Origin of the sequence: Paraburkholderia dipogonis (assembly GCF_046027395.1) — a bacterium.
GTDB classification, from domain to species: domain Bacteria; phylum Pseudomonadota; class Gammaproteobacteria; order Burkholderiales; family Burkholderiaceae; genus Paraburkholderia; species Paraburkholderia dipogonis_A.
Genome location: NZ_JAQQEG010000006.1, coordinates 88,373 through 112,942 on the forward strand (window position 1 = coordinate 88,373; position 24,570 = coordinate 112,942).

The following is a 24,570-nucleotide window of genomic DNA, read 5'->3' on the forward strand; positions in this document are numbered from 1 at the left end:
AGTCAACTGACCGCCTTGCAATCGCAAATCGACGTGCGACTTGGCGTTTCACACGCACGGCCAGCAAGCGTCACTCAATAACTTGTTAGCGACTATCTTAAGAAATAGAACTATGAACAAGAGTAATTTCAGAAACACGTACCCAATTGTTCTGGTCCATGGCTTCTGCGGCTGGGATCGTGATGAGGTCTTCGGCTTCAAGTATTGGGGTGGGCCGTTCGACATCGAAGCCCGCCTCAACGAACTCCACGTTCATACTTACTCGGCAGCCGTAGGACCGGTCTCGAGTAGTTGGGAGCGCGCCGTCGAACTGTATTATTACCTGGTCGGCGGCACAGTCGACTATGGGGCCGCGCACGCCAAAAAGTATGGGATTCAGCGCTTTGGCCGCACCCTAAAGGGCATTTACCCTCAGATCAGCGATACGAACCGTATCCATCTGGTTGGCCACAGCATGGGCGCGCAAACCAGCGCTGACTTCGAATCGTTCCTGCGCAACGGTTCGAAGCAGGAGCGCGATCACTTCGAAAAGCATCCCGAAGAAGGCATCTCCGACCTGTTTCTCGGCGGAAAGAACTGGGTGCACAGCATCACTGGCGTGGCGCCCGCCTTTAACGGATCAACGCTTGGCGACTCGCAGAACAAGATTTTTCAGGTGGTCGAAAATGTGCTGCTTAAGCTCGCGGCTGCTGCCGGATCGAATTTCACCGACTTCGTCTACGATTTCAAGCTCGATCAATGGGGACTTCAGCGGCGCGAAGGTGAATACTTCATCGAGTATTTCAACCGCGTACGCGAGAGTGAAATCTGGACGTCAGGGGATACGGCATTCACGGACCTCTCCACAACAGGGGCAGCGAAAATTGCCAAGGAGCGACTCCGGATATTTCCGGAAACTTACTACTTCAGCTTTCACGGCAACACCACATTCGAGAATCCGAAAACCGGCTATTGGTTGCCCATGGCGCAGACCAATCCAATTCTTTATTTAGACGCCGCAAGAACCGGTCGGCTGTCGAATGATCCGGTGATTCCCGAAGATCAGCAAGCCAGCTGGCGTCCCAGCGATGGCCTCGTCAACTGCATTGCTGGGAAGAATGTGCTTGGTCAACCGGTGCGTGACGTAACGACCGCCGACACACGGTTCGAACCCGGCATATGGAATGCGTTCCCAGTCATGAATGGATGGGATCACATCGACTTCATGGGTTTGAACAAGGAGTTCCTGTCACGCAAACAGGACATCTTGCCTCTGTACACCGAAATTGCCCGTATCGTCACGTCCACCGAGAGGCGCGACACATAACGCTGCGGCTACTGTCAAGCGGTCAACCAGGCGGCCGCGCCGGAGGTCCTCACGTAGCCGCCTGTTAGCTGCTCTTTGCCGCAAGCTTTGGCGAGGCGTGAATATCCCTCTCAGATGTCGATCGCGGCATCGCCGAAAATGTCCGACGATGCCGCGCGAGCTCACTTCACCCAGCTATCCACACGATCGCCATGCGCGCTGATCCACGCATCGGCGGCGGCGGTCGGCTTCTCGCCGTTTTGCGTCGCCAGCATCACACTGTCGATTTCGCCCGGTTTCCATTGAAACTTCTTGAGGAACGCGACGACCGGCGGCGCCTTCTTCTCCAGTTCAGGATTCACGACGCTATCCACGTGCTCCGCTTCGCCGAACACCTTCTTCGGATCGTCGAGGAATTTGAGCTTGTACTTCGCGAACATCCAGTGCGGCTTCCAGCCCGTCACGATAATCGGCTTGCTCGCCGCTTCCGAACGCGCCAGTTCAGCGGTCATCGCACTGCCCGAGCTCGGCATCAGCGTGTAGTCGAGACCGTAGGCCTTGATCGCCTCGCTGGTCTTCTGCATCACGCCCGCGCCTGCGTCGATCCCGACGATGCGTGAACCGAACTCGGACTTCTTCGCCTCCAGATCGCCCACGCTTTTCACGTCGACGTTATCCGGCACGATCAGGCCGATCTTCGCGTCGTTGAAGTTCGGACCGAGATCGACCACCTTGTCCTTGAAGTTATTCCAGTACGCGCCGTGCGTGACCGGCAGCCACGCCGACAGCGTTGCGTCGAGGTCGCCGCGCGCCACGCCCTGCCACATCACACCGGCCGCGACCGGCACGAGCGTGACCTGATAGCCGAGGCGCTTTTCGATCACGCGGGCGGCCACGTTCGAGGTCGCGACGCTATCGTCCCAGCCTTCCACGTAACCGATCTTGATGGTCGGCTTGCTATCGGCCGACACGCTCACGCTGCTTGCCGCCAGCGCCGCGCTCAAGGCGCTCAATACGAATATCTTTTTGATCAGTCTCATCGCCGTTCTCCCGTTTGCCGTCAAAACAACCCAATGAGCATTTAGAATCGCCAGCCAGAATTGCCGGGTAGCGTTGTTTTCCGACATCCAGTTGTCCGCACGCGACTTCGCGCCACTGGACACACCATCCTTCTCGTCTTACTTATCCACGACGAGATCGCTCAACGGCTTGCTGCAACACAGCAGCACCATGCCCTGGTCGATCTCGCGCTGACGAATGCCGCCGGCGTGTTTCATCGCGACTTCGCCCGACACCAGCTTCACCTTGCAGGTGCCGCACATCCCCTGTGTACACGACGCGGGCAGCCGTACGCCCGCTTTCCTGGCCGCGTCGAGTACGTGCTGGCCGCTGCCGCATTCGATCTCGCGGTTGCTCTTTGCGAAACTCACCTTGAACCGGGTTTCCATTTCGATGGAAACGGGCGTCGGTGCGGACGCGGGCGTGAACCCCGGCGCCTCTTCGCGCGCCTCGATAAAGCTGTCGGCGTTCACCGGCGCGAGCGCGCCTTGCAATGCGTCCGCGACATGCGCGGTGGTCAATTGCGCGGCCACTTCGCTGACCGTCTCGAAGGAAAAGCTTTCCTCGTGATAGTGGCTGCGATCGAAGCCGCCCTCGTCGAGCAGATTGCGCACGGCTTGCATGTACGGCGCGGGTCCGCAGGTGAAAATCTCCCGCTCGAGATAGTCTGGCGCGATGAGCTTGAGCAGCGGCAACGTCAGAAAACCGGTGACGCCCGGCCAGTTCGTGCGCGCGCCGAGCCGTTCGCAAACAAACGCGGTGCGGAAATGGGCCTGATTCGACGCGATCAGATCGAGCTCACGCGCGAAGATGATGTCGTCGGGCGTGCGAGCGCTGTGCATGAACACGATGTCGCTGTCTTCACCGAGTTCATGATGCGCGCGGCTCATCGACATGAGCGGCGTGATACCCGAGCCCGCCGATAGAAAAAGGAACTTGCGCGCCGGATGCCGCGCGCAGGTGAATTCACCCGACGGCCCGAGCACGCGAACCTCGGCGCCAGCATGCAGATTGTCGTGCAGCCAGTTGGAGACCTTGCCGCCCGGCACACGCTTCACCGTGATCGAAATCGTATGCGGACGCGTGGGCGGCGAGGAAATCGTATAGCAACGATTGATCGATTCACCGTCGATCTCCAGCTCCAGCGTAATGAACTGCCCCGGTTCGAACACGAACGCCCGCGCGGACGGCGCACGGAAGAAAAAGCTCTTCACGTCGTGCGTTTCCTGGCGAACCTGGCAGCACACCAGCGTGTCATCGGTATCGCTATTCCAGCGTGGCGGCAACGTCTCCCAGAACCGCGGCTGCGTGACGCGGCTGGCAGCGTGGTCCGGAGCCGGCTCGGGGCTGAGCTGAAACGTCGCCTGATCGCGCATCATTGTTTTCTCCGACTCCTGGTTGCGATGTCGCGCTCAGCGCATGAAGGACACGACTTTTTCGCCGTGCGAAGCCGGCGCGGTATCGCCAGCCTCATGGGTTTGGGGCGCATTGCCATAATCCGCCATGCGCGCGATGTACCACTCGCAGAACTTCTCGACGAGTCCTTCCGTGAATGGCGAATACGGACCCGGCTCGTACGCGCTGCTCGTCGCGCCGCGTTGCGAGTATTCGACGAGGGCGCGGTCCTGGTCGTTGGTCGCGCGCCATACCGCCGTGAGGTTGTTCACGTCGTAATCGATACCCTCGCGCGCGTCCTTGTGGACGAGCCACTTGGTGCGCACCAGCGTCTTGCCGGCCGAGAGCGGAATCACCGAGAAGCTGACGATGTGATCGCTCATGAAGTGATGCCATGAATTCGGCTGCGTCCAGAACGACAGACCACCGAGATCAGCCTGCTCGAAACCGCCGAGCAGTTTCTTCGACGCCACCTTCGCGTCGAGCGTCTGTGATTCGCCGTCGCGATCGAGCGGCAGGCGCTGCGTGCGGAAACCCGTGACCAGATCGGCCAGCCGTTCGATTTCCGCCGAGGGCAGCTTCATCGCTTCCCATTGCGCGGTACGGCGAGCCACCGTCTCTTCGAAGGCGGCCATGCCTTCTTCGTTGGCCGGTGTGCGTTGATAGCCGAAACCGTATTCGTAGAGCGAAATGGTCAGTTCGGGATGGTTCGCGACGCAGTGATAGCACTCGCGATTGTTCTCCATCGTGAGCTTCCAGTTGCCGTCTTCGATAATGTCGATCGAGGCCGCGATCTTGCAGCCGGCCAGATCGTGCGGCAGCAGATACGGTTCCATCGCCGCGCGCATCACGGCGAAGTCGGCCGGCGGATTATCGGCGAGACAAATGAAAATGAGGCCCGCCAGATTCTCGACATGCACGGCCTTCAGGCTATGTTTGCAGCGGTCGAACTGATCGCCCATGTGTTCGGCGAACATCAGATCGCCGTTCAGGTTGTACGTCCAGCTGTGATACGGGCAGACGATATTGCCGAGCGAGCCTTTGTCGGTATTGCACAGGCGCGCGCCGCGATGGCGGCAGACGTTGTGAAACGCCCTCACCTGCATGTCGTCGTCGCGCACGATCAGGATCGAGTCGTTGCCGATTTCCACCGTGATGTAATCGCCCGGCTCAGGCACATCCGGTTCCACCGCGACCTGAATCCAGTGCTGCCGGAAGATCGCATCCATGTCGAGCGCGAAAATATCCTCGCTCGTGTAGAACGGCGCTTCCAGCGTGTAATTCTTTTTGCGGCGTTCGATCATTGCGCGAACGTCTGCCGAAACTTTCATTGTGTGCTCCGTTGCATGTCACGTCTGGCGCCGCGCCAGGCCCTCCTGGTCGCATGCTGGCCCGAACCGGGAATCAGTAATCCACGAGTTGATGCTCGCGCAAATACGCCAGAATCACTTGTGCTTTTTCGACAGAACTTCCTTCAATTACGACGCTGCCGCCACGGCTTTCGGTCGTCGTCGCCGAGAGCATGCGGGCGTGGCCGGAGCGCTTTTCGGCGGCGGCGAGGCGCACCGGTTTGGCGCCCGCCGGGCGCACGGTCCAGGCGAGATCGTCGGGGTTGGCAGCGGCCTGCGTGGCGACCGGGCGGATTGTGCCTTCGCGCAAGCGCGCATACGCGTAGGTCGGTGCGGCGTTGGCCAGCGGATGCACGGCGATCAGCGCGGGTAGCCGCACTTCCACGCGACGGCGCAAACCCTTCGGCATGAATTGACGGACTTCCGCGCAGCCGTCGCGCAGCGTGATGTCGACGGCGGCGCCGACCAGTGGCATCTCCAGCGCATTGGCGACGCGATACGGCAGCATGCCGCTGTCGAATGCGCCTTCAGCACGCGTGCCGGCCAGAACGAGGTCGTAGCCACGCAGACGGGCCGCCAGCGGCGCGGTTGCGTCGGCTTGCAATTCCGGCGTTGTGGCGATTTCAAGCACTTCGACGGAACGTGCGCCGAGCGCAAGATATTCCTTCAACGCGGGATTGGAAGGATCGCCAGCATGCAGCACGTCGAGCGTCGCGTTGTGCGCTCTGGCGAGCGAGAGCGCCAGGGTCAGCGCGGCGGCATCGTTGCGGCTGTAGCGCGCGGTGCCGCTTACCGGATGACGGCCGACGGAAACGAGGACGGCGATCTTCATGCGAGCGCTCCTTCGGCAACAGCCGTTGAATTGAGCAGCGCAGCACCGGTTCCGCGTGCCGTGCGCGCCGCGGCCGCCGCTTCGTTGAGCGCCGCGATGGTTTCCTGCGCGTCCGCGATCACCGTGAGATTCGCGCGTTTGGCGATCGGCGCGCTGGCGTCGAGGTTCACCGCGATCACATGCCGGCAATCCTTGATGCCCTGCAGATGCTGCACCGCGCCGGAAATGCCGAAGGCGATATAGACGCTCGCTTCGACGGTCTTGCCGGTCGCGCCGATCTGCTTGTCGCGGGTGAACTTGCCGTCGTCGACGGCAACGCGGCTTGCGCCGATCGCCGCACCCAGCGTGGCCGCGAGACGCTCGAACGCCGGCACGTCGCTCACGCCGTTACCGGCCGAGACGATGAAATCCGCTTCGTCGAGCGCCAGTTGCGCGGCGTCGATTTCCTCGATGCCGAGATCGCGCACCGCGCCTTGCTGCGAAGCGGGTTCTCCGTCGAAGCGCCACATAACCCGTTCGCCCACACCGACGAACGGCAACTTCGGCTCGACCGCGTTGGGCGCGAGCAGGACCACCTCGGGCAGCGCGCGCGCGGCGAACGCTGTATTCGCCTGAACATAGGCCGCCACATGGGCGGCGTCGATCTCGACGACATGCGTCGCGACGCTGGCATTCGCGGCGGCAGCATAACGGCGGCCGAGATCGCCGTCGCCGGTGGCGTTGTCGGGGAGGAAAATATGCACCGGCGCGTACGCCGCCACGCACGCAGCCAGCGCGTTCAATTCGTCCTGCGGCGCAAAGCTGCGGCGGTCGAACATCGGCAGTTCGATCAGCTTGTCGGCGCCGAGCGCGGCGGCGTCGCCGCTGAACTCGCCGAACACCAGCAGCACGACTTCCGTCGTCGCGTCCGCAATCAGTGCGGCGCCGGCTACGGTTTGACGTGCGTGATCGTCCAACGCGCCACGGTCAGCATGCGCGGCCACGAGAATCACGCGCTGCGGCGCCGCCATGGTGCGGCGAGGTTTGTCCCGTTCACGATGCGCGGCCCCGCCGTGCGCGGCAAATTCCAGCGAACCCGCCACGCCCGTCACGCCGAGCGTAATGCGTTTGAGTCCGTCTGCCGTGATCGTGAACGGACGGCGCGGATCGATTCGTTTGAGAGTGTTCATCGCGTTACTCCAGCGCCGCTGCAACCAGTTCGGCGACGTCCAGCACTTCCGGACGCGGTCCGACCACGCCTTCGAGCATCGCCGTGCAATTCGGACAGCCCACCGCGACGATCTCCGCGCCGACGGTTTTCGCGTCGTCAATGCGGATGTCCGGAATACGCCGCTTGCCCGGAATGTCGGTCAAGGGCGCGCCACCGCCGCCGCCGCAGCAGCGTCCGCGCATACCGTTGCGCTCCATCTCCACGACCTTGATGCCAATGGTCTTCAGCAGGCGGCGCGGTGCTTCCGTCTCACCGTTATAGCGGCCCAGATAGCACGGGTCGTGATACGTGATCTTGCGATCCGCGAAGGCGGCCACCGCGCGCGGCGTCAGCTTGCCGCTCGCGACCAGTTGCTCGATCAGCGCCGTGTGATGCAGCACTTCGTAGAACCCGCCTAGCGCGCGATACTCGTTGCGCAGGCTATGCAGCACGTGCGGATCGGCGGTGACGATCTTGTGGAACGAGTACTGCGAGAGCGTGTTGATCAGCTTCTGCGCGAGTTGCTGGAAGGTCGCTTCGTCGCCGAGACGCCGGGCCGTGTCGCCGGTATCGGTCTCCACGCCGCCTAACACTGCATAGTCGATGCCCGCGCGATTCAGCACCTTGACCAAAGCGCGCAGCGTGCGCTGATAGCGCATGTCGAACGCTCCTTCGCCCGCGATCAGCAGCACGTCCACCGGACGACCTGGCTGCGCGACCTGCACCTGCAGATCGACGGCCCAGTCGTAACGCGCGCCGATGTCGTAGCCGTTCGAGCTGCACGTCTCGCGCAGATTCGCGAGCGTGATCGGGCCTTTGCCCGGCACGTTGCCTTCCACGAGTGTCTGATTGCGGCGCATGTCCACGATCGCGTCCACGTGCTCGATCAGCATCGGGCACTCCTGCACACAGGCGCGGCAGGTCGTGCAGGACCACAGCGTGTCCGCTTCGATCAGACTGGAAATCAGCGGCTTGCCCGGCGCGCCGGCATGCTTGCCGAGCGGAATGCCCGGCGTGGGACTGCCCGCGTATTCCGCATCCGTGCCGCCCACCATGCCTGTAACCAGATCCTGAATGAGCTTCTTCGGATTGAGCGGCTGACCGGCGGCGAACGCGGGACAAGCCGCTTCGCACTTGCCGCATTGCACGCACGCATCGAAACTGAGCAACTGGTTCCAGCGGAACTCGACCGGCTTGCCGACTCCGTATTCTTTTGCGTCGAGCAGCGGCGCTTTCAATGCGGTAGGCGGCACTTCATCGTTGTCATTGCGCTCGGCAAAACGCTCCTGGCGCGGATGAAACGCGAGGTGCAGCAGACCGGCGAGCGCATGCTTCATCGGACCACCGCGCGCCGCGCCGAACGTCATCGCGAACGCGCCGGCCGCGATCAGCAGAGCGACGATGATCGCCAGCGCGCCGGACATCGCACCAGCAGGCAGCGCGACGAAGAGCACGAGACCGAGTGCGAACGAGCCGAGCAACAACGGCAAATGATCCCAAGGTCCGCGCGAGAGCCTGGCCGGCACCGCTTTCGCGCCATGACGCCGACGCCAGACGAACACTGCACCAACCAGCATCACGAGCGCGGCAAGAAAGATCAGCTTGTCGAGCCACGGCGAGTAGATCGCCAGCCCATAGTTGACGAACACTAGCGCCATCGCGAGAATCGCGCCGCCCGCGGTCGCCACGTGCGTTTTGGCGATGTACGGATCGCGCGCCACCACATGATGCAGATCGACGAAGTAGCGCTTGGGAATCGTCAGCAGATTGGCCCAGCCGTAGGCGCCCGCCGCCGTGGCGCGGCCTTCGCGCCAATACGCCGCGCGTTTGACGAGCGCGAACGCCAGACCCGCTACCGACAACCACAGCAGGACGGTGATGACAAACACGGGGCTCATCGTCAGAAATCCTTGCAAAGGCGCAGCGCGTCGTAGATCGCGCCGTGAATGTTGTGCATGGAAATGCAATCGCCGACACGGAACAGCAGGAAGCGGCCATTGCCGAGTTCCTCGGCGAGCGACGGCTGCGGCTCGGAGGCAAACAGCTTATGCACGTCCACCTGACCGCGATTCAGCGACTCCGGCTTGAGCTTCCAGTACAACTCGTCGTTCGGCGTGCTGCCGTTTTCGATCACCACCTGATCGACCGCGCGCTCTTCCTGCTCTTCGGTGTACTCGTTACGGATCACGGCGATCTTCTTGCCGTCTTCCTCGTAGACCTTGTCGAGCCAGTAGTTCGGCGTGTGGATCACACCTTGCGCGTAAAGCCGCCGGTAGAAAATCGGGAACGTGGTGCCGCCTACATCGTCGGCGACCTTCACGTCCGGCGTCACGATCTCGACGTTCGAGCCGCGGCTCGACATGAAATCGGCCACGCCCGCGCCGGCATGCGTGCTGACGCCGTCGTACACCAACACGTTCTTGCCCGGTTCGACCTTGCCTGACAACACATCCCACGAACTCACGGCGAGGCCTTCGTCGACGCCCCACGCCGCGACTTGCGACGTGAACGACGAGCCGCCCGTGGCGAGCACGACGATGTCCGGCTTCTCGGCCATGATGGTTTTCTCGTCGGCGGCAACACCGAGACGCCGGTCCACGCCGAGGCGCTTCGTCTCCATGTCGAACCAGCGCACGATGCCCGCCATCTGTTCGCGTTGCGGCGCTTTCGCGGCCAGCATGATCTGGCCGCCAACGTAGTCGTTCTTCTCGAAGAGCACCACGTCGTGACCGCGCGACTTCGCTACGCGTGCCGCTTCGAGTCCCGCTGGACCCGCGCCGACCACCACGACCTTGCGCTTGGGCCCGCGCGTTCTGGCGATCACGTGCGGCATCGTTTCTTCACGCGAGGTCGCGGCGTTCTGCACGCACAGCACGTCGAGCCCGTTGTACTGGCGGTCGATGCAATAATTCGCGCCGACGCATTGCTTGATTTCGTCTTCGCGACCATCGCGGATCTTGATGACCATATGCGGATCGGCGATCTGCGCGCGCGTCATGCCGACCAGATCGACCATGCCGCTGGCGAGCAGTCGCTCGGCCTGGCCCGCATCGCGAATGCTTTGCGCGTGCATCACAGGCAGCTTCACCACCGACTTGATGCCGGCCGCGAGATGCACGAAGGGCTCGGGTGGCAGCGCCATCGGCGGCATGCAGTTGGCCAGCGTGTTATGCGTGTCCGCACCGGAGCCGATCACGCCGAGGTAATCGATCAGGCCGGTTTCGCTCATCGCCTGGGCAATTTCCTTCAGTTGTTCGTGATCGAGCCCGTCTTCGTGGAACTCGTCGCCGCACATGCGCAAGCCGACGCAGAAGTCCGCGCCCACCGCTTCACGCACGGCCTTCAACACTTCCGTGCCGAAACGCAGACGGTTTTCGAGCGATCCGCCCCATTCGTCGGTGCGAAAGTTGGTGCGTGGGCTCCAGAACTGGTCGATCAGATGTTGATGCGCCGCCGAGATTTCCACGCCGTCCATGCCCGCATCTTTCACGCGCTTCGCAGCCGCCGCGAAATCGCTGATGATGCGGCGGATTTCCTCGACCTCGATGATCTTCGCATTGCCGCGATGCACCGGCTCACGCACCCCGGACGGCGACATCAGATGCGGCCAATGCTCGCCATGAAACGCCGAACGGCGTCCCATGTGCGTGGCCTGAATCATGATCTTCGCGCCATGCGTGTGCATCGCTTCGGCGAGCCGCGCGAGCGGATCGATGATCCTGTCGGTCGACAGGTTCACCGATTTCCACCAGCCTTGCGGGCTGTCGATCGACACCGGACTCGAGCCACCGCACACCGCGAGGCCGACGCCGCCCTTGGCCTTCTCCTCGTAGTAACGGATATAGCGGTCGCCGGGCAACCCGCCCGGTTCCGCATAGACCTCCGCGTGCGCGGTGCTGACGATGCGGTTGCGCAAGGTCAGCTTGTTCAGCGTGAGAGGCTTGAAAAGGTTCGGGTAACGCATCGCGATCGACCTCGGAATGGATGACTGGCTATGCCGTGCGCTTGTGGGCGTCGTGATGTGCGCAATTACGAAGCGCGCGGCGACACTTCGAACACGCAGTGGTCGTGGTGCTCAGCCGCGCACTGCGCTTCTCTCGAATGGGACGGCGGCCCCTTGCGCGAAGCGTCCGGCGCGGTGTCGTTGACCCAATCCATCGCGCCCGCGAACCAGCCGGCGAACATGTAGCAGAGCTTGCCGACCTTGCCCGGCTGCGCCAGCACGAACGACGAGTGATGCAGCTCGATGCGCGCGTGCGAGCTCGACGGATCGGCTTCGGTGATCGTGAAGATGCCCCAGCCGCGTTGCGACAGACGCTTCAGGTAGTGCTCGAATACGGCCATGCCGGCAATGCCGTGCTGCTTCGCTTCCTTGTCGCACCAGAAATACGCGGACTTGTAGCCGGCCTTGTAGAGAATCTCGGCATATGTATCGAGGCCGAGTGCTTCTTCCACGGCGGTGTGGTTGTTCGTGAAGAAATGGCGCGGCACGTACAGCATCGGCAGTGCATCGGTGGTCCAGACGCCGGTGTTCGCATCGACGTCGATAGGCAGTTGGGGTTGCATGTGGAGGCTCCGTTTTTATGTGTGGGATGGGTTTCGTTTCAGCAGGAAATCAAACCTTCCAGACTTCGCCGAACACCCGTACCCAGTTTTCACCCATGATCTTCCTGATGCGCGTCTCGCTCCAGCCGGCGCGTTCCATCGCGGCCGTCAGGTTCGGAAACTCGCCGATCGTGCGGATGCCTTCCGGATTCACGACCTTGCCGAAGTTCGTCAACTGGCGATAACGGCCCTTGTCGTGGGTGATCCAGTCGAAGAACTCCGTGCTGTAGCCTTGCGTGAAATCGGTACCGATGCCGACCTGATCTTCGCCGATCAGATTCACCACGTACTCGATCGCTTCGATATAGTCTTCGACGGTCGCATCCGGGCCGCGCCTGAGGAACGGCGCGAACATCGTCACGCCGACGAAACCGCCTGCGTCCGCAATCTCTTTCAGTTGCTCGTCGCTCTTGTTGCGCGGATGCTCTTTCAGACCCGACGGGCAGCAATGCGAGTAGCACACCGGCTTGTTCGACGCCGCGATCGCTTCAGAGGAAGTCTTGCCGCCCACATGCGAGAGATCGACCATGATGCCGACGCGGTTCATCTCCTGGATCACTTCGCGGCCATAGCCCGACAGACCGCCGTCGCGTTCATAGCAACCCGTGCCCACCAGATTCTGCGTGTTGTAGCAAAGCTGCACCACGTTCACGCCGAGGTCCTTGAAAGCCTCGATATAGCCGAGGTTGTCCTCGAAAGCATGCGCGTTCTGGAAGCCGAAAATGATGCCCGTCTTGTTCTCTTTCTTCGCGCGGAAGATGTCGTCCGTGGTGCGCACGAGCGTGAGGATCTCGCCGTACTCGCGGATCTGCTGCTTCATCTCGGCGATGTTGTCGACGGTCTTCTGGAAGCTCTCCCAGACCGACACCGTGCAGTTCACCGCGGTCACGCCGCCCTTGCGCATGTCCTCGAACACCGAGCGCTCGAATTTCGAAATGTTCAGACCGTCGATGATGATGCTGTTGTCGTGCAAAGTGCTCATCGTTTGCTCCAGGCGTGCTTAGTAGATGGGAAAGCGTTCGCACAGCGCGAAAATCTCGCGACGCACGCGTTGTTCGGTGGCGGCATGGCCTTCCGGGTGGTCGCGCAGCGCATCGAGCACCTCGACGATCAACCGGCCTACATCGCGGAATTCGTTCACGCCGAAGCCGCGCGTAGTGCCCGCGGGCGTGCCGAGCCGGATGCCGGAGGTGATCGTCGGCTTCTCCGTGTCGAAAGGAATGCCGTTCTTGTTGCAGGTGATGCCCGCACGCTCCAGCGCCTGCTCGACCTGGTTGCCCTTGAGGCCCTTGGGCCGCAGATCGACCAGCAGCAGATGGTTGTCCGTGCCGCCCGTGACCAGATCGACGCCGCCTGCCTTGAGCACCTCGCCGAGCGCCTGTGCGTTGGCGAGCACGCTGTCGATGTAGGTCTTGAAGCCCGGTTCCAGCGCCTCGCCGAACGCGACCGCCTTGCCCGCGATCACATGCATCAGCGGGCCGCCCTGCAAACCGGGGAACACGGCCGAGTTGATCTTCTTCGCGATGTCTTCGTCATTCGTCAGCACGAAGCCGCCGCGCGGGCCGCGCAGTGTCTTGTGCGTGGTCGACGTGACCACATGCGCATGCTCGACCGGATTCTGATGACGTCCCGCAGCGATCACCCCGGCGATGTGCGCCATATCCACCATCAGTTTGGCGCCGACGCCGTCGGCAATCGCGCGCAGCCGTGCGAAGTCCAGCGCGCGCGGATAAGCCGAGAAGCCGGCGATCAGCAGCGCGGGTTTGTGCTGCCGCGCGAGTTCCTCGATCTGCTCGTAATCGATCAGCATCGTGTCGCGATTCACGCCGTACTGCACCGCGTTGAACCACTTGCCGGACATGGCCGGCTTCGCGCCGTGCGTCAGGTGGCCGCCGGCGTCGAGCGACATGCCGAGCACCGTGTCGCCCGGCTTCACCAGCGCGAGCATCACCGCGCCGTTCGCCTGCGCGCCGGAATGCGGCTGCACGTTGGCGAACTTCGCGTTGAAGAGTTGCTTGATGCGATCGAGCGCGAGCGTTTCGATCACGTCGGCGTATTCGCAACCGCCGTAGTAACGCTTGCCCGGATAGCCTTCCGCATACTTGTTGGTCAGCACCGAGCCCTGCGCTTCGAGCACCGCGCGCGACACGATGTTTTCCGACGCGATCAGTTCGACTTGCGACTGCTGGCGCTCGAGCTCTTTCAGAATAGCGCCGCGCACCGCCGTATCGCGCGTGGCCAGCGATGCTTCGAAGAAAGGATTCGGGTTCGACATGGAAGGTCCGTAGAGTCGTTGACGGAAGGCCGGAAGCCGCGCCTGGGCCTTGCTTCGCCCCTGCTACTACCGGTGTGCATTGCGTCTATTCTTGACGCTCGACCCGCACGTCAATTTATGAATTCAGACGCGTTCTTTGCCTTTTCCGCCATACGCGTCCTTTTTTCACAAGTCGGCGCTCCCGCGCTTTCGCCAACGATCGAACGAACGTGCTGAACGCGCAATCATGTTGCACTGCACGCGAACGCCGTGCGCGCTTCAGGTGCGCAAGCGGGCCTCTACGGCTCCGTTCTGGTGCCACTTGTTTAGCTATCCGAGTCGAATACGGGCCAACCGAGGGTTTAGCCTGATGGCACGGTAGTTGCCCTAGTCCTCAAAATTGAAGAAGTCGCTACTCCCCACGGCGACGTGACATTACAGATTCGAAGGAATCATTCCCCCCATGTCCACCGATCGCACGGCGTCGTTGTCGCATTTCGCATTCATGCCGGTTCCCAACTTCACCATGATTGCATTCACCAATGCGATCGAAGTCCTGCGCATGGCGAATTACCTGACGGGCCAAACGCTTTACCGCTGGTCGATCGTGAGTCCCGACGGCGGCCCGGTCACGGCCAGCAATGGCTTGTCGGTCGATACGGGACCGGTTGAATGCGTCGGCCAGCCGGACATCGTGTTCGTGGTCGGCGGCATCGACGTGCAGCGCGCCACCACGCCCGCCCACCTCTCCGCATTGCGCCGCTTCGCCCGCATGGGCAGCGTGCTTGGCAGCCTGTGCACCGGCACCTATGCGCTGGCGCGCGCCGGTTTGCTAGCCGGGTATGCCTGCGCGATTCACTGGGAGAACATGTCGGCGCTCAAGGAAGAGTTTCCCGACACGCGCTTTCTGAAAGAACTGTTCGTGATCGATCGCGATCGCGTCACCTGTACGGGCGGCGTCGCGCCGCTCGACATGATGCTGAATCTGATCGCGCCGCGCGTGGGCACGGCACGCGTCACGCAGATCGCCGAGCAGTTCATCGTCGAACATGTGCGCGATACCAGCGCACAACAGAAAATGCCGCTGGTGGCGCGGCTAGGCTCGGCCAACAAATCGCTCTTCGAAGTGATCTCGCTGATGGAGAACAACATCGAAGAGCCGCTCTCGCGTGAAGAACTCGCGCGGTTGGCCGGTATGTCGCAACGGCAATTGCAGCGACTGTTCCGCGAACATCTGGGCATGACGCCGACGCATTACTATCTGACGCTGCGTTTGCGGCGCGCGCGTGAGTTGCTGCTGCAAACCGATATGTCGATCATGCACATCACGATGGCGTGCGGCTTCCAGTCGGCTTGCCACTTTTCGAAGAGCTATCGCGATGCGTTCGGCACGGCGCCGACGCGCGAACGACGCAAGCAGGCGCCGTCGCTGGCGGCGGTGCCGGTGCTGGCGGCTTGATTGCTGCCTGACGGGCAGGCTGGACTTACTGTCTGGCCACAAAAAAACGCGTTGAACGGAAACCCGCTCAACGCGTTTGTTTTTGTGGTTCGGCTTCTTCGGTTCCGGGTTGTACAACTCCCAGCACTACGACGCGAAGCGAGACCGCGCAAGCGACCTCACTTCGCTTCAGACCGCCCTCAAGCCGCCTTCAACAACCCATGCGGGTCGATCACAAACTTCTTCGGCGCACCACCATCGAACTGGCGATAACCATCAGGCGCCTGATCGAGCGACACCACTGTCACGTTGACGATATCCGCAATCGGCAAACGGTCCCACAAGATCGCCTGCATGAGATTGTGGTTGTACTTCATGACCGGCGTCTGTCCGGTATGGAACGAGTGCGACTTGGCCCAGCCCAGACCGAAACGGATGCTCAGGCTGCCTTTGCGCGCGGCGGCATCGGCGGCGCCCGGATCGTCCGTGACGTAAAGGCCCGGAATGCCGATCGCGCCCGCGGCCCGCGTGATTTCCATCAATGAGTTGAGCACGGTGGCCGGCGCTTCCTCGTGCGAACCGCTACTGCCGTGGCCATGCGCTTCGAAGCCGACGCAGTCCACCGCGCAATCCACTTCGGGCTTGCCGAGAATCTGCTCGATCTGCTCGCCGAGCGTGGCGTCCTTCGAGAGGTCGATGGTCTGGAAGCCCATCTTGCGCGCGTGCGCGAGACGCTCCTCGTTCATATCCCCGACAATCGTGCAAGCCGCGCCTAGCAGGCGCGCCGACGCTGCTGCCGCCATGCCCACCGGCCCCGCGCCCGCGATATAGACGGTGGCGCCAGGCTTGACGCCCGCCATTACCGCGCCGTGATAACCGGTCGGCAAAATGTCGGAAAGACACGTGAGGTCGCGGATCTTCGACATCGCCTGGGCACGGTCGGGGAATTTCAGCAGATTGAAGTCGGCGTACGGCACCAACACGTATTCGGCCTGGCCTCCGATCCAGCCGCCCATGTCCACGTAACCGTACGCGCCACCCGCGCGCGACGGGTTCACGTTCAGACACACGCCGGTGTGCTGCGCCTTGCAGGTCGGGCAGCGTCCGCAGGCCACGTTGAACGGCACCGAAACGAGATCGCCTATCTTGAGCGTTTCCACGTCGCGGCCGATCTCGATCACCTCGCCGGTAATCTCGTGACCGAGCACGAGGCCGACTTCGGCGGTCGTGCGGCCGCGCACCATGTGCTGATCGGAGCCGCAAATATTCGTGCTCACCACCTTCAGGATCACGCCGTGACCGATCGACCGGCCACGCGGATCGACCATCTTCGGATAGTCGATCGACTGCACTTCCACTTTGCCCTGCCCTAGATACACGACGCCGCGATTGCTGCTCATTGTCTGTCTCCATGTCTTGTGAGCGGCGCGCCCAGTTCGCTGAGTTTCCTACAGCACGCCGTTCAACGAGCGTAGCGCCCGCTGAACAAAGCGCATGGTCCGAACGCGACATGGGTTTGGCCGGAACCGACATGCGAGGCGCAACCCCCGTCCATGTCGATGCAACCTGGTTTTTATTGATTGACCGTTCAATATAAAAAAACTACCATGGCCGCTCGAATCCACCTGGACGGACCGTTTTCGTCATACGCGGTCGGCCCGAAGCTCATATCCGCAACAGCGCCCGCACCATGCCCAAACTCGGAATGCGCGAAATCCGCCGCGCACAACTGATCGACGCCACGCTCCTCACGATCGACCAGACCGGTCTCGCCGGGGCCACGCTGGCTTCGGTCGCGCAGCGCGCGAGCATTTCCACCGGCATCGTCAGCCACTATTTCGGCGACAAGGACGGTTTGCTCGAAGCCACCATGCGTCACGTGCTGCGCGATCTGTGGCAGGCCACATCGCGCCGGCGCCGCGCGGCGAAAGCGGACCCGCGTTCGAAATTACGCGCGGTGGTCGCCGCGAATTTCGATGCCGAGCAGACCAGCGGCCCGGTCATGAAGACCTGGCTCGCGTTCTGGTCCGAGAGCATGCACAAGCCGCCATTGCGGCGGCTGCAATACGTGAACACGCGGCGTCTGAACTCGAACCTGTGCGCGGATTTTTCCAAAGCCATGCCGCGTGCGGCGGCGCGCCGTGCGGCGAGCGGTCTCGCGGCGCTGATCGACGGACTGTGGCTGCGCGGCGCGCTGGCGGGTGAACCGTTCGACACCAAAGCCGCGCTGCGCGTGGCCAACGACTATATCGATCTGGTGCTCGCTTCGCGCGAGTAGGCACATAAGCAGACAGGCGACATTTTCAGAAAGGAGCAAGTCATGGCGGTATCCGCAACGCAACGTCTCTATATCGGCGGCGGCTATGTCGACGCCACCAGCGGCGAAACCTTCGACACGCTCGACCCCGCCACCGGCGAGACGCTCGCGAGCGTGCAGCACGCCTCGGCGGCCGATGTCGATCGTGCAGTGCGTTCCGCGCAGGAAGGTCAACGCGAATGGGCTGCGCTCACAGCCATGCAGCGCTCACGCATTCTGCGCCGCGCCGTCGCGCTTCTGCGCGAGCGTAACGACGAACTCGCCGCGCTCGAAACACGCGACACGGGCAAACCGATTGCGGAAACCCTCGCGGTGGATATCGTCACCGGCGCGGACGTGATCGAGTACTACGCGGGGCTCGCCACTGCGATTGAAGGCCAGCAGATTCCGCTGCGACCCACGTCGTTCGTCTATACGCGGCGCGAGCCGCTCGGCGTTTGCGCGGGCATCGGCGCCTGGAACTACCCGATTCAGATCGCCTGCTGGAAGTCGGCGCCCGCGCTCGCGGCCGGCAACGCGATGATCTTCAAGCCGAGCGAAATCACGCCGTTGTCGGCGCTGAAACTCGCCGAGATCTACGCCGAAGCCGGCGTGCCCGCAGGCGTATTCAACGTCGTGCAAGGCGACGGACGCGTCGGCGCGATGCTCGCCGCGCATCCGGACATCGAGAAAATCTCGTTCACCGGCGGCGTGGAAACGGGCAAAAAGGTGATGTCGATGGCGGGCGCGTCGTCGCTGAAAGAAGTGACGATGGAACTCGGCGGCAAGTCTCCCCTGCTCGTATTCGACGACGCCAACCTGGAACGCGCCGCCGACATCGCGATGAGCGCCAACTTCTTCAGCTCTGGGCAGGTCTGCACGAACGGCACGCGCGTGTTCGTGCAACGCGGCGTGCTGGAACGCTTCGAAGCGCTGGTGCTGGAACGCGTCAAACGCATTCGCGTGGGCGCGCCCACCGACGCCGCCACCAACTTCGGCCCGCTGGTCAGCGCCGCGCAATTGCATAAGGTGCTGGGCTACATCGAAAGCGGCAAGCAGGAAGGCGCGCGGCTCGTGGCGGGCGGCAAGCGCCTCACCGAAGGCCACTTCGGCAACGGCCAGTATGTCGAGCCGACCGTGTTCGCCGACTGCCATGACGACATGCGTATCGTGCGCGAGGAAATCTTCGGCCCGGTGATGAGCATCCTCGCTTTCGACGACGAAGACGAAGCCATCGCGCGCGCCAATCACACCGCTTATGGCCTCGCTGCGGGCGTCGTGACTGAGAGCCTGGCGCGCGCGCATCGCGTGATTCATCGTCTGGAAGCGGGCATCTGCTGGATCAATACGTGGGGCGAGTCGCCCGCGGAAATGCCGGTGGGCGGCTACAAGCAGTCGGGCGTGGGTCGCGAAAACGGCCTCACCACACTCGAACACTACACGCGCATCAAGTCCGTGCAGGTCGAACTCGGCCCGTATCAACCGGTGTTCTAAGGAGAGGTCGCGATGGCTGCGAACGAATACGACTACATCATCGTGGGCGCGGGTTCGGCGGGCAACGTGCTCGCTTCGCGTCTGACCGAAGACGCGGATGTGACCGTGCTGCTGCTCGAAGCAGGCGGCCCCGACTACCGCTTCGATTTCCGTACGCAGATGCCGGCCGCGCTCGCCTATCCACTGCAAGGACGCCGCTACAACTGGGCATACGAAACAGACCCCGAGCCGCACATGAACAACCGGCGCATGGAATGTGGACGCGGCAAGGGGCTCGGCGGATCGTCGCTGATCAACGGCATGTGCTATATCCGCGGCAATGCGCTCGATTACGACGGCTGGGCCGCGCACGCCGGTTTGGAAAACTGGACCTATCTGGATTGTCTGCCGTATTTCCGCAAGGCCGAGACGCGCGATGTCGGCGCGAACGCATACCACGGCGGCGACGGTCCGGTGCACGTGACCACCAGCAAGCCCGGCAACAATCCGCTCTTTGCCGCGATGGTCGAAGCCGGCGTGCAGGCCGGCTTTCCCCGCACCGACGATCTGAACGGCTATCAGCAGGAAGGCTTCGGCCCGATGGATCGCACGGTCACGGCGAATGGCCGGCGCGCGAGCACGGCGCGCGGCTATCTGGATCGTGCGAAGGCGCGGCCGAATCTGACCATCGTCACGCATGCCGTGACGGATCACGTGCTGTTCTCCGGCAAGCGCGCGGTCGGCGTCGCATATCTGCGTCATGGCAATGCGGTGAAGGCGCAGGCGCGCCGCGAGGTGCTGGTGTGCAGCGGCGCGATTGCCTCGCCGCAATTACTGCAACGCTCGGGCGTGGGCCGCTCGACATGGCTGCGCGAACTCGACGTGCCGCTCGTTCACGATCTGCCCGGTGTCGGCGAGAACTTGCAGGACCATCTGGAGATGTATATCCAGTACGAGTGCAAGGAGCCGGTTTCGCTTTACCCGGCGTTGCAGTGGTGGAATCAGCCGGCTATCGGACTCGAATGGATGCTCAAGGGCACGGGCATCGGCGCAAGCAACCAGTTTGAAGCAGGCGGTTTCATCCGCACGCGCGACGACGATTTGTGGCCGAACATCCAGTATCACTTTCTGCCGGTCGCGATCAATTACAACGGTTCGAATGCGATCAAAATGCATGGCTTCCAGGCGCACGTCGGTTCGATGCGCTCGCCGAGCCGCGGCCGCGTGAAACTCACGTCGCGCGATCCAAATGCGCATCCGAGCATCCTGTTCAACTACATGGCTGATCCGCTCGACTGGCGCGAGTTCCGCGACGGCATCCGAATCACGCGCGAGATCATGCGGCAACCGGCGCTCGACCGCTATCGCGGCCGCGAACTGAATCCCGGCGCCGAGCTGACTACCGACGAACAGCTCGACACCTTCGTTCGCATGCGGGCGGAGACGGCGTTTCATCCCTCGTGTTCGTGCAAGATGGGCTATGACGACATGGCCGTGGTGGACAGCGAGGGCCGTGTGCACGGCATGCAAGGGCTGCGCGTAGTGGACGCGTCGATCATGCCGCGTATCACGACCGGCAATCTGAATGCGCCGACTATCATGCTGGCGGAGAAGATCGCCGACCGGATTCGCGGACGCGAAGCGCTCCCGCGCGTGGACACGCCCTACTTCGTGGCGAATGGCGTGGCGTCGAGGAAGCGGGAGACGGCGACGATTTGACGTGACGCCGTTGTCTGCGCATAAGATTTTCTTTACCCTCGCGCAACTTATCCTCGATTGTCAGTGTCTGGCAAAAGCCGGATAGTGCGGCCTCAAGGCGTTTCAAAGAATCTTTTGGAGCGCATCTGCCGATAGACATTCAAGGAAACGCGATAGATGAAGTTCAAAGCCCTCAGCCTCACGGCCGCCGTCGTCTTTGCGTTGGCCGCGCCCATTAGCCACGCAGCGGATACCACGCAAGACAGCATCAAACGGACGGTCGACGCGGCGATCCAGCCGCTCATGGCCAAAGACGGTATTCATGGCATGGCGGTCGGCATCATCGTCGCGGGCAAGCCTTATGTGTACGACTACGGCGTGGCGTCGACGGAAAGCGGTAGGCCCGTGACACATGACACGCTGTTCGAACTCGGCTCGATCAGCAAGACCTTCACGGCGACGCTGGCATCGTATGCGCAGGTCAACGGCGATCTTTCCCTGTCGGATACGACGAGCAAATACTTGTCTGTGCTTCAGGGCAGTCAGTTCGGCAACGTGAGGCTCGTCAATCTGGCCACGCACACGCCCGGCGGGCTGCCGTTGCAAGTGCCCGATGAGATTCATAACGACGCCGAGCTCATGCAGTATTTCAAGGCATGGCAGCCCACTTGCGCGCCGGGCACGTGCCGGACTTACGCGAATCCCGGCATCGGCACACTTGGTCTGATCACAGCGAAGAGCATGGGGCAGGATTTCACGGCGCTGATGGAACGGCGCATGTTTCCCGCGCTGGGATTGAAAAACAGCTTCATCGACGTTCCGCAATCGCGGATGCCGGATTACGCGCAAGGCTACAAAAAAGACGGCGCGCCGATCCGCATGGCGCCCGGCGTATTGTCCGCCGAAGCGTACGGCGTCAAGTCCACCGCCGCCGACATGACGCGCTTCTTGCAGGCCAACATGAATCAGCTCTCACTCGATGCAAAGTTGCAGCGCGCAATTACGGAGACGCACACCGGCTACTTCAAGGCAGGCGTGCTGACTCAGGATCTGATCTGGGAGCAATACGCCTACCCGGTCGCGTTGAATACATTGCGGGCCGGCAATTCGCCAACGATGATTCTGAAGGCGACGCCCGCCGTCGAAATCAAGCCGCCGCTCGCGCCTCGTCGGGACGTCTGGATCAACAAGACCGGTTCGACCAATGGCTTCGGCTCGTACGTGGCGTTCATTCCGGAGAAGCAATTGGGCATTGTGATCCTCGCCAACAGGAACTTCCCGAACGACGACCGGGTGGCCGCCGCCTATAAGATCCTGACGGCGCTTGCCAACGCGTCGCATTGAACAGGGGTTGTCCGACCATGAACAGCGTACGTTGCCTGCCGTTTGCCATTGCGGCCTTGATGACGAGCATGCAGGCCGCCAATGCCGGCGACAAGGCACCGCCGGCCAAAGACACCGTCGTACTGCAACGGGTGCCTGTTGCGGGAACCGATCGTGAAATGGGCATGGGCATTGCCGAATTCCCGCCCAATGCCGCCAAGTCGAAGCATAAGGCAACCGGGCCGGAAGTTGCCTACTTGCTCGAAGGTGAAGTGACGGTGCAGGTCGAGGGGAGACCGGCGCAGGTCGTTCATGCCGGCGAGAGTTACCGGATGCCGGCGAACGTCGTCCACGTGACGACTGCCGGACCGGCGGGTGCGAAAGTGCTCGCGACCTGGGCGTGGGTGCCCGGCAAGCCGTTCAATATCCGCGTGCAAAACTGAACGATGAAGGATGCAGTCCGACGGCACTGCGTCCTTCATCATGCGCTCACTGGAATTTCAATCGCGCACCGGACTCAATACGCCGTGCGCTTCCGCTTCCACCGCTTCGGACACGAGCGTTTCGAGCGCCAATCCGCGCGTCTCGATACCCAGAATCCACACCGCGGCCGCGGCGATCACAAAACACATCGCGCCGAGCGAGAACACGCCGCCCTGGCCGAACATCGGCAACACCACGCCCACCACGTAGGGTCCGATCAACGAACCTACACGGCCAATCGCGGACGCGAACCCCGAACCCGTCGCGCGCGCACCGGTTCCGTACAGTTCCGGCGTGTACGTGTACAACACCGCCCACATCGCAAACAGGAAGAACTGCATCGCCAATCCCGCGCAGATCAGCAAGGTCGGCGTCTGCGCGTGCAGCGCGGTTTGTCCGTAGACGTAAGCCATCACCGCGCTGCCCGCGAGCGACGCGATACAAGTCGGCTTGCGTCCCCAACGTTCGACCAGCCACGCTGCGCACAGAAACCCCGGAATGCCGCCGAGCGAAATCAGCACCGTGTACAACACCGACTTCGTCACCGCAAAGCCAGCCTGCTGCATCAGCGCGCCGAGCCACGACGTCAGCCCGTAAAAACCGAGCAACGCGAAAAACCACAGCGTCCACACCATGATCGTGCGACGCCGGTAAGCCATGCTCCAGATCTCGCGGAACGCGCCCGTGCCTTTCGCGGCCGGCGGCTCAGCGAGCATCGCCGGCGCGCGTAATTGGCTCAGCCCCGCCGCTTTCATCACCTTCACTTCGACCTCGGCGAGAATCTTGTCCGCTTCACCGAGACGTCCGCGATGTTCGAGCCAACGCGGCGATTCCGGCACGACGCGGCGCACGATCAACACGAACACCGCGGGAATCGCAAGCAGCGCGAATTCCGTGCGCCAGCCGAAGGTCGGCAGCACAAAATACGACACCACACCCGAGGCGATGAAGCCAAGCGGCCAGAAACCATCCATCAGCGCAATCAGACGGCCGCGCGAGGCAGCCGGAACGAACTCCGACAGCAACGTCTGCGCGATCGGAAACTCCATCCCCATGCCGAAGCCGAGCAGCACGCGATAAAAAATCAACGCTTCGACGCTCTGCGCGGTTGAACACAGATACGACGCGAGCCCCCACAACACCATGCTCCACTGAAATACGGGCCGGCGGCCGAAGCGATCCGCCAGCAATCCCGCGATCGCCGCACCGATCACCATGCCGAAGAAGCTCGCGCTGGCCACCAGCCCCGCCGTTGCGGTCGATAAGCCGAATTCCGTCTTGATCGAACCGAGCACGAAGGTCATCGTGCCGAGGTCGACGGAATCGAAAAAGAACGCAATGGCGATGATGATGAAAATGGTCCGGTGATAACCGGAGAACGGCAGTCGTTCGAGTCGGGCGGCTGCGCTTGCGCGAGGCGGATAGGCGGTGGACATGTCATCCCCTGGTTGAAGCGGCGCGTGCCGCGTGGGTGCTCCGAAGAGTTTTCAGTAGACGCCGACATAAATCGGCCACATAGAAGAAATACGTCATCGGGATGGAACGGGTGCGTCGTTCCACACACGCGGATCGCGAGGCTCAGAACCGCAAACGCGCCCGCGCGGCGCCGGCAATGCGCGCGAGCGCATCCGCGCTCAACCGTGCGGCGATTTTTTCGACGTATTCGTGGTGACGCGCCTGCAGCGGCGCGCCGAGTTGCTGCGCAAGCAGATACCGGATCAGCGCGATGCGCCGATGCCGCAGCACGATGCTCTGGTCGAGCAGCGCGAGCGCGGCATGGGCATCGCCTTCGTGGCACACGCGCTCGGTGAGGCGCGCGGTGGCTAGACGTGTCGACGTCATGGCGAGTATCGAGGATGAAGCGCGCGAACGGTTTGAACGAGGCCGCTCG

General features: G+C 62.5%; 20 protein-coding genes. 7 read left to right on the forward strand and 13 right to left on the reverse strand.

Annotation, left to right across the window (positions count from 1 at the left end; all coding sequences use genetic code 11):
* Positions 1 to 112: 112 nt before the first annotated feature.
* Complete coding sequence (locus tag PQR32_RS08165) at positions 113 to 1,306, forward strand: esterase/lipase family protein (RefSeq protein ID WP_408224230.1); 1,194 nt, start codon at positions 113 to 115, stop codon at positions 1,304 to 1,306.
* 161 nt (positions 1,307 to 1,467) lie between these two features.
* On the opposite strand, the gene PQR32_RS08170 is transcribed toward PQR32_RS08165, so the two are convergent.
* From PQR32_RS08170 to PQR32_RS08215, 10 genes are all read right to left on the reverse strand, one after another.
* On the reverse strand, positions 1,468 to 2,325 hold the full coding sequence (locus PQR32_RS08170) for a glycine betaine ABC transporter substrate-binding protein (RefSeq protein ID WP_408224233.1): 858 nt from the start codon (positions 2,323 to 2,325) through the stop codon (positions 1,468 to 1,470).
* Between the two features lie 138 nt (positions 2,326 to 2,463).
* Positions 2,464 to 3,723, reverse strand: coding sequence for an FAD-binding oxidoreductase (locus tag PQR32_RS08175; RefSeq protein ID WP_408224236.1), 1,260 nt, complete (start codon positions 3,721 to 3,723; stop codon positions 2,464 to 2,466).
* Positions 3,724 to 3,756: 33 nt separating this feature from the next.
* A complete protein-coding gene (locus PQR32_RS08180; protein WP_408224239.1) occupies positions 3,757 to 5,070 on the reverse strand; it encodes an aromatic ring-hydroxylating oxygenase subunit alpha in 1,314 nt (437 codons plus the stop codon).
* A gap of 73 nt (positions 5,071 to 5,143) precedes the next feature.
* Positions 5,144 to 5,920: an electron transfer flavoprotein subunit beta/FixA family protein gene (locus PQR32_RS08185; RefSeq protein WP_408224242.1), complete on the reverse strand. Its 777-nt coding sequence runs from the start codon at positions 5,918 to 5,920 to the stop codon at positions 5,144 to 5,146.
* Positions 5,917 to 7,089 carry an electron transfer flavoprotein subunit alpha/FixB family protein gene (locus PQR32_RS08190; protein ID WP_408224245.1) on the reverse strand — a complete coding sequence of 391 codons (1,173 nt, stop codon included), beginning with the start codon at positions 7,087 to 7,089 and terminating at the stop codon, positions 5,917 to 5,919. The genes PQR32_RS08185 and PQR32_RS08190 overlap by 4 nt, the downstream gene beginning before the upstream one ends.
* A 4-nt stretch (positions 7,090 to 7,093) precedes the next feature.
* Positions 7,094 to 9,007: a (Fe-S)-binding protein gene (locus PQR32_RS08195; protein ID WP_408224248.1), complete on the reverse strand. Its 1,914-nt coding sequence runs from the start codon at positions 9,005 to 9,007 to the stop codon at positions 7,094 to 7,096.
* A 2-nt stretch (positions 9,008 to 9,009) separates the two neighbouring features.
* A complete protein-coding gene (locus PQR32_RS08200; RefSeq protein ID WP_408224251.1) occupies positions 9,010 to 11,073 on the reverse strand; it encodes an oxidoreductase in 2,064 nt (687 codons plus the stop codon).
* Between the two features lie 65 nt (positions 11,074 to 11,138).
* Positions 11,139 to 11,675 (reverse strand): DUF5943 domain-containing protein, encoded by a 537-nt coding sequence (locus PQR32_RS08205; protein WP_408224254.1) that lies wholly within the window; start codon positions 11,673 to 11,675, stop codon positions 11,139 to 11,141.
* A gap of 49 nt (positions 11,676 to 11,724) precedes the next feature.
* Positions 11,725 to 12,696 carry a dipeptidase gene (locus tag PQR32_RS08210; protein ID WP_408224257.1) on the reverse strand — a complete coding sequence of 324 codons (972 nt, stop codon included), beginning with the start codon at positions 12,694 to 12,696 and terminating at the stop codon, positions 11,725 to 11,727.
* An 18-nt stretch (positions 12,697 to 12,714) separates the two neighbouring features.
* A complete protein-coding gene (locus tag PQR32_RS08215; RefSeq protein ID WP_408224260.1) occupies positions 12,715 to 13,989 on the reverse strand; it encodes a serine hydroxymethyltransferase in 1,275 nt (424 codons plus the stop codon).
* A gap of 442 nt (positions 13,990 to 14,431) precedes the next feature.
* Here PQR32_RS08215 and PQR32_RS08220 point away from each other — a divergent pair, with 442 nt between their 5' ends.
* Positions 14,432 to 15,427, forward strand: a complete 996-nt coding sequence (locus PQR32_RS08220) for a GlxA family transcriptional regulator (protein ID WP_408224263.1) — start codon at positions 14,432 to 14,434, stop codon at positions 15,425 to 15,427.
* Between the two features lie 179 nt (positions 15,428 to 15,606).
* On the opposite strand, the gene fdhA is transcribed toward PQR32_RS08220, so the two are convergent.
* Complete coding sequence (gene fdhA, locus PQR32_RS08225) at positions 15,607 to 16,806, reverse strand: formaldehyde dehydrogenase, glutathione-independent (protein WP_408224266.1); 1,200 nt, start codon at positions 16,804 to 16,806, stop codon at positions 15,607 to 15,609.
* Between the two features lie 290 nt (positions 16,807 to 17,096).
* On the opposite strand from fdhA, the gene betI reads away from it, so the two are divergent.
* From betI to PQR32_RS08250, 5 genes are all read left to right on the forward strand, one after another.
* The gene (gene betI, locus PQR32_RS08230; protein ID WP_408224269.1) at positions 17,097 to 17,684 is read left to right on the forward strand and encodes a transcriptional regulator BetI; all 588 of its coding nucleotides are present in this window, start codon (positions 17,097 to 17,099) and stop codon (positions 17,682 to 17,684) included.
* A gap of 42 nt (positions 17,685 to 17,726) precedes the next feature.
* Complete coding sequence (gene betB, locus PQR32_RS08235) at positions 17,727 to 19,196, forward strand: betaine-aldehyde dehydrogenase (RefSeq protein ID WP_408224272.1); 1,470 nt, start codon at positions 17,727 to 17,729, stop codon at positions 19,194 to 19,196.
* A 12-nt stretch (positions 19,197 to 19,208) separates the two neighbouring features.
* Positions 19,209 to 20,894, forward strand: coding sequence for a choline dehydrogenase (gene betA, locus PQR32_RS08240; protein ID WP_408224275.1), 1,686 nt, complete (start codon positions 19,209 to 19,211; stop codon positions 20,892 to 20,894).
* Between the two features lie 156 nt (positions 20,895 to 21,050).
* Positions 21,051 to 22,217, forward strand: coding sequence for a class C beta-lactamase (ampC, locus tag PQR32_RS08245; protein ID WP_408224278.1), 1,167 nt, complete (start codon positions 21,051 to 21,053; stop codon positions 22,215 to 22,217).
* Positions 22,218 to 22,234: 17 nt separating this feature from the next.
* Entirely contained in the window at positions 22,235 to 22,639 is a 405-nt protein-coding gene (locus PQR32_RS08250) for a cupin domain-containing protein (RefSeq protein WP_408224281.1), read from the forward strand.
* A gap of 57 nt (positions 22,640 to 22,696) precedes the next feature.
* On the opposite strand, the gene PQR32_RS08255 is transcribed toward PQR32_RS08250, so the two are convergent.
* Together PQR32_RS08255 and PQR32_RS08260 are read right to left on the reverse strand one after the other, a co-directional pair.
* Positions 22,697 to 24,115, reverse strand: coding sequence for an MFS transporter (locus PQR32_RS08255; RefSeq protein ID WP_408224284.1), 1,419 nt, complete (start codon positions 24,113 to 24,115; stop codon positions 22,697 to 22,699).
* A 142-nt stretch (positions 24,116 to 24,257) separates the two neighbouring features.
* Entirely contained in the window at positions 24,258 to 24,521 is a 264-nt protein-coding gene (locus PQR32_RS08260) for a hypothetical protein (protein ID WP_408224286.1), read from the reverse strand.
* Positions 24,522 to 24,570 lie beyond the last annotated feature (49 nt).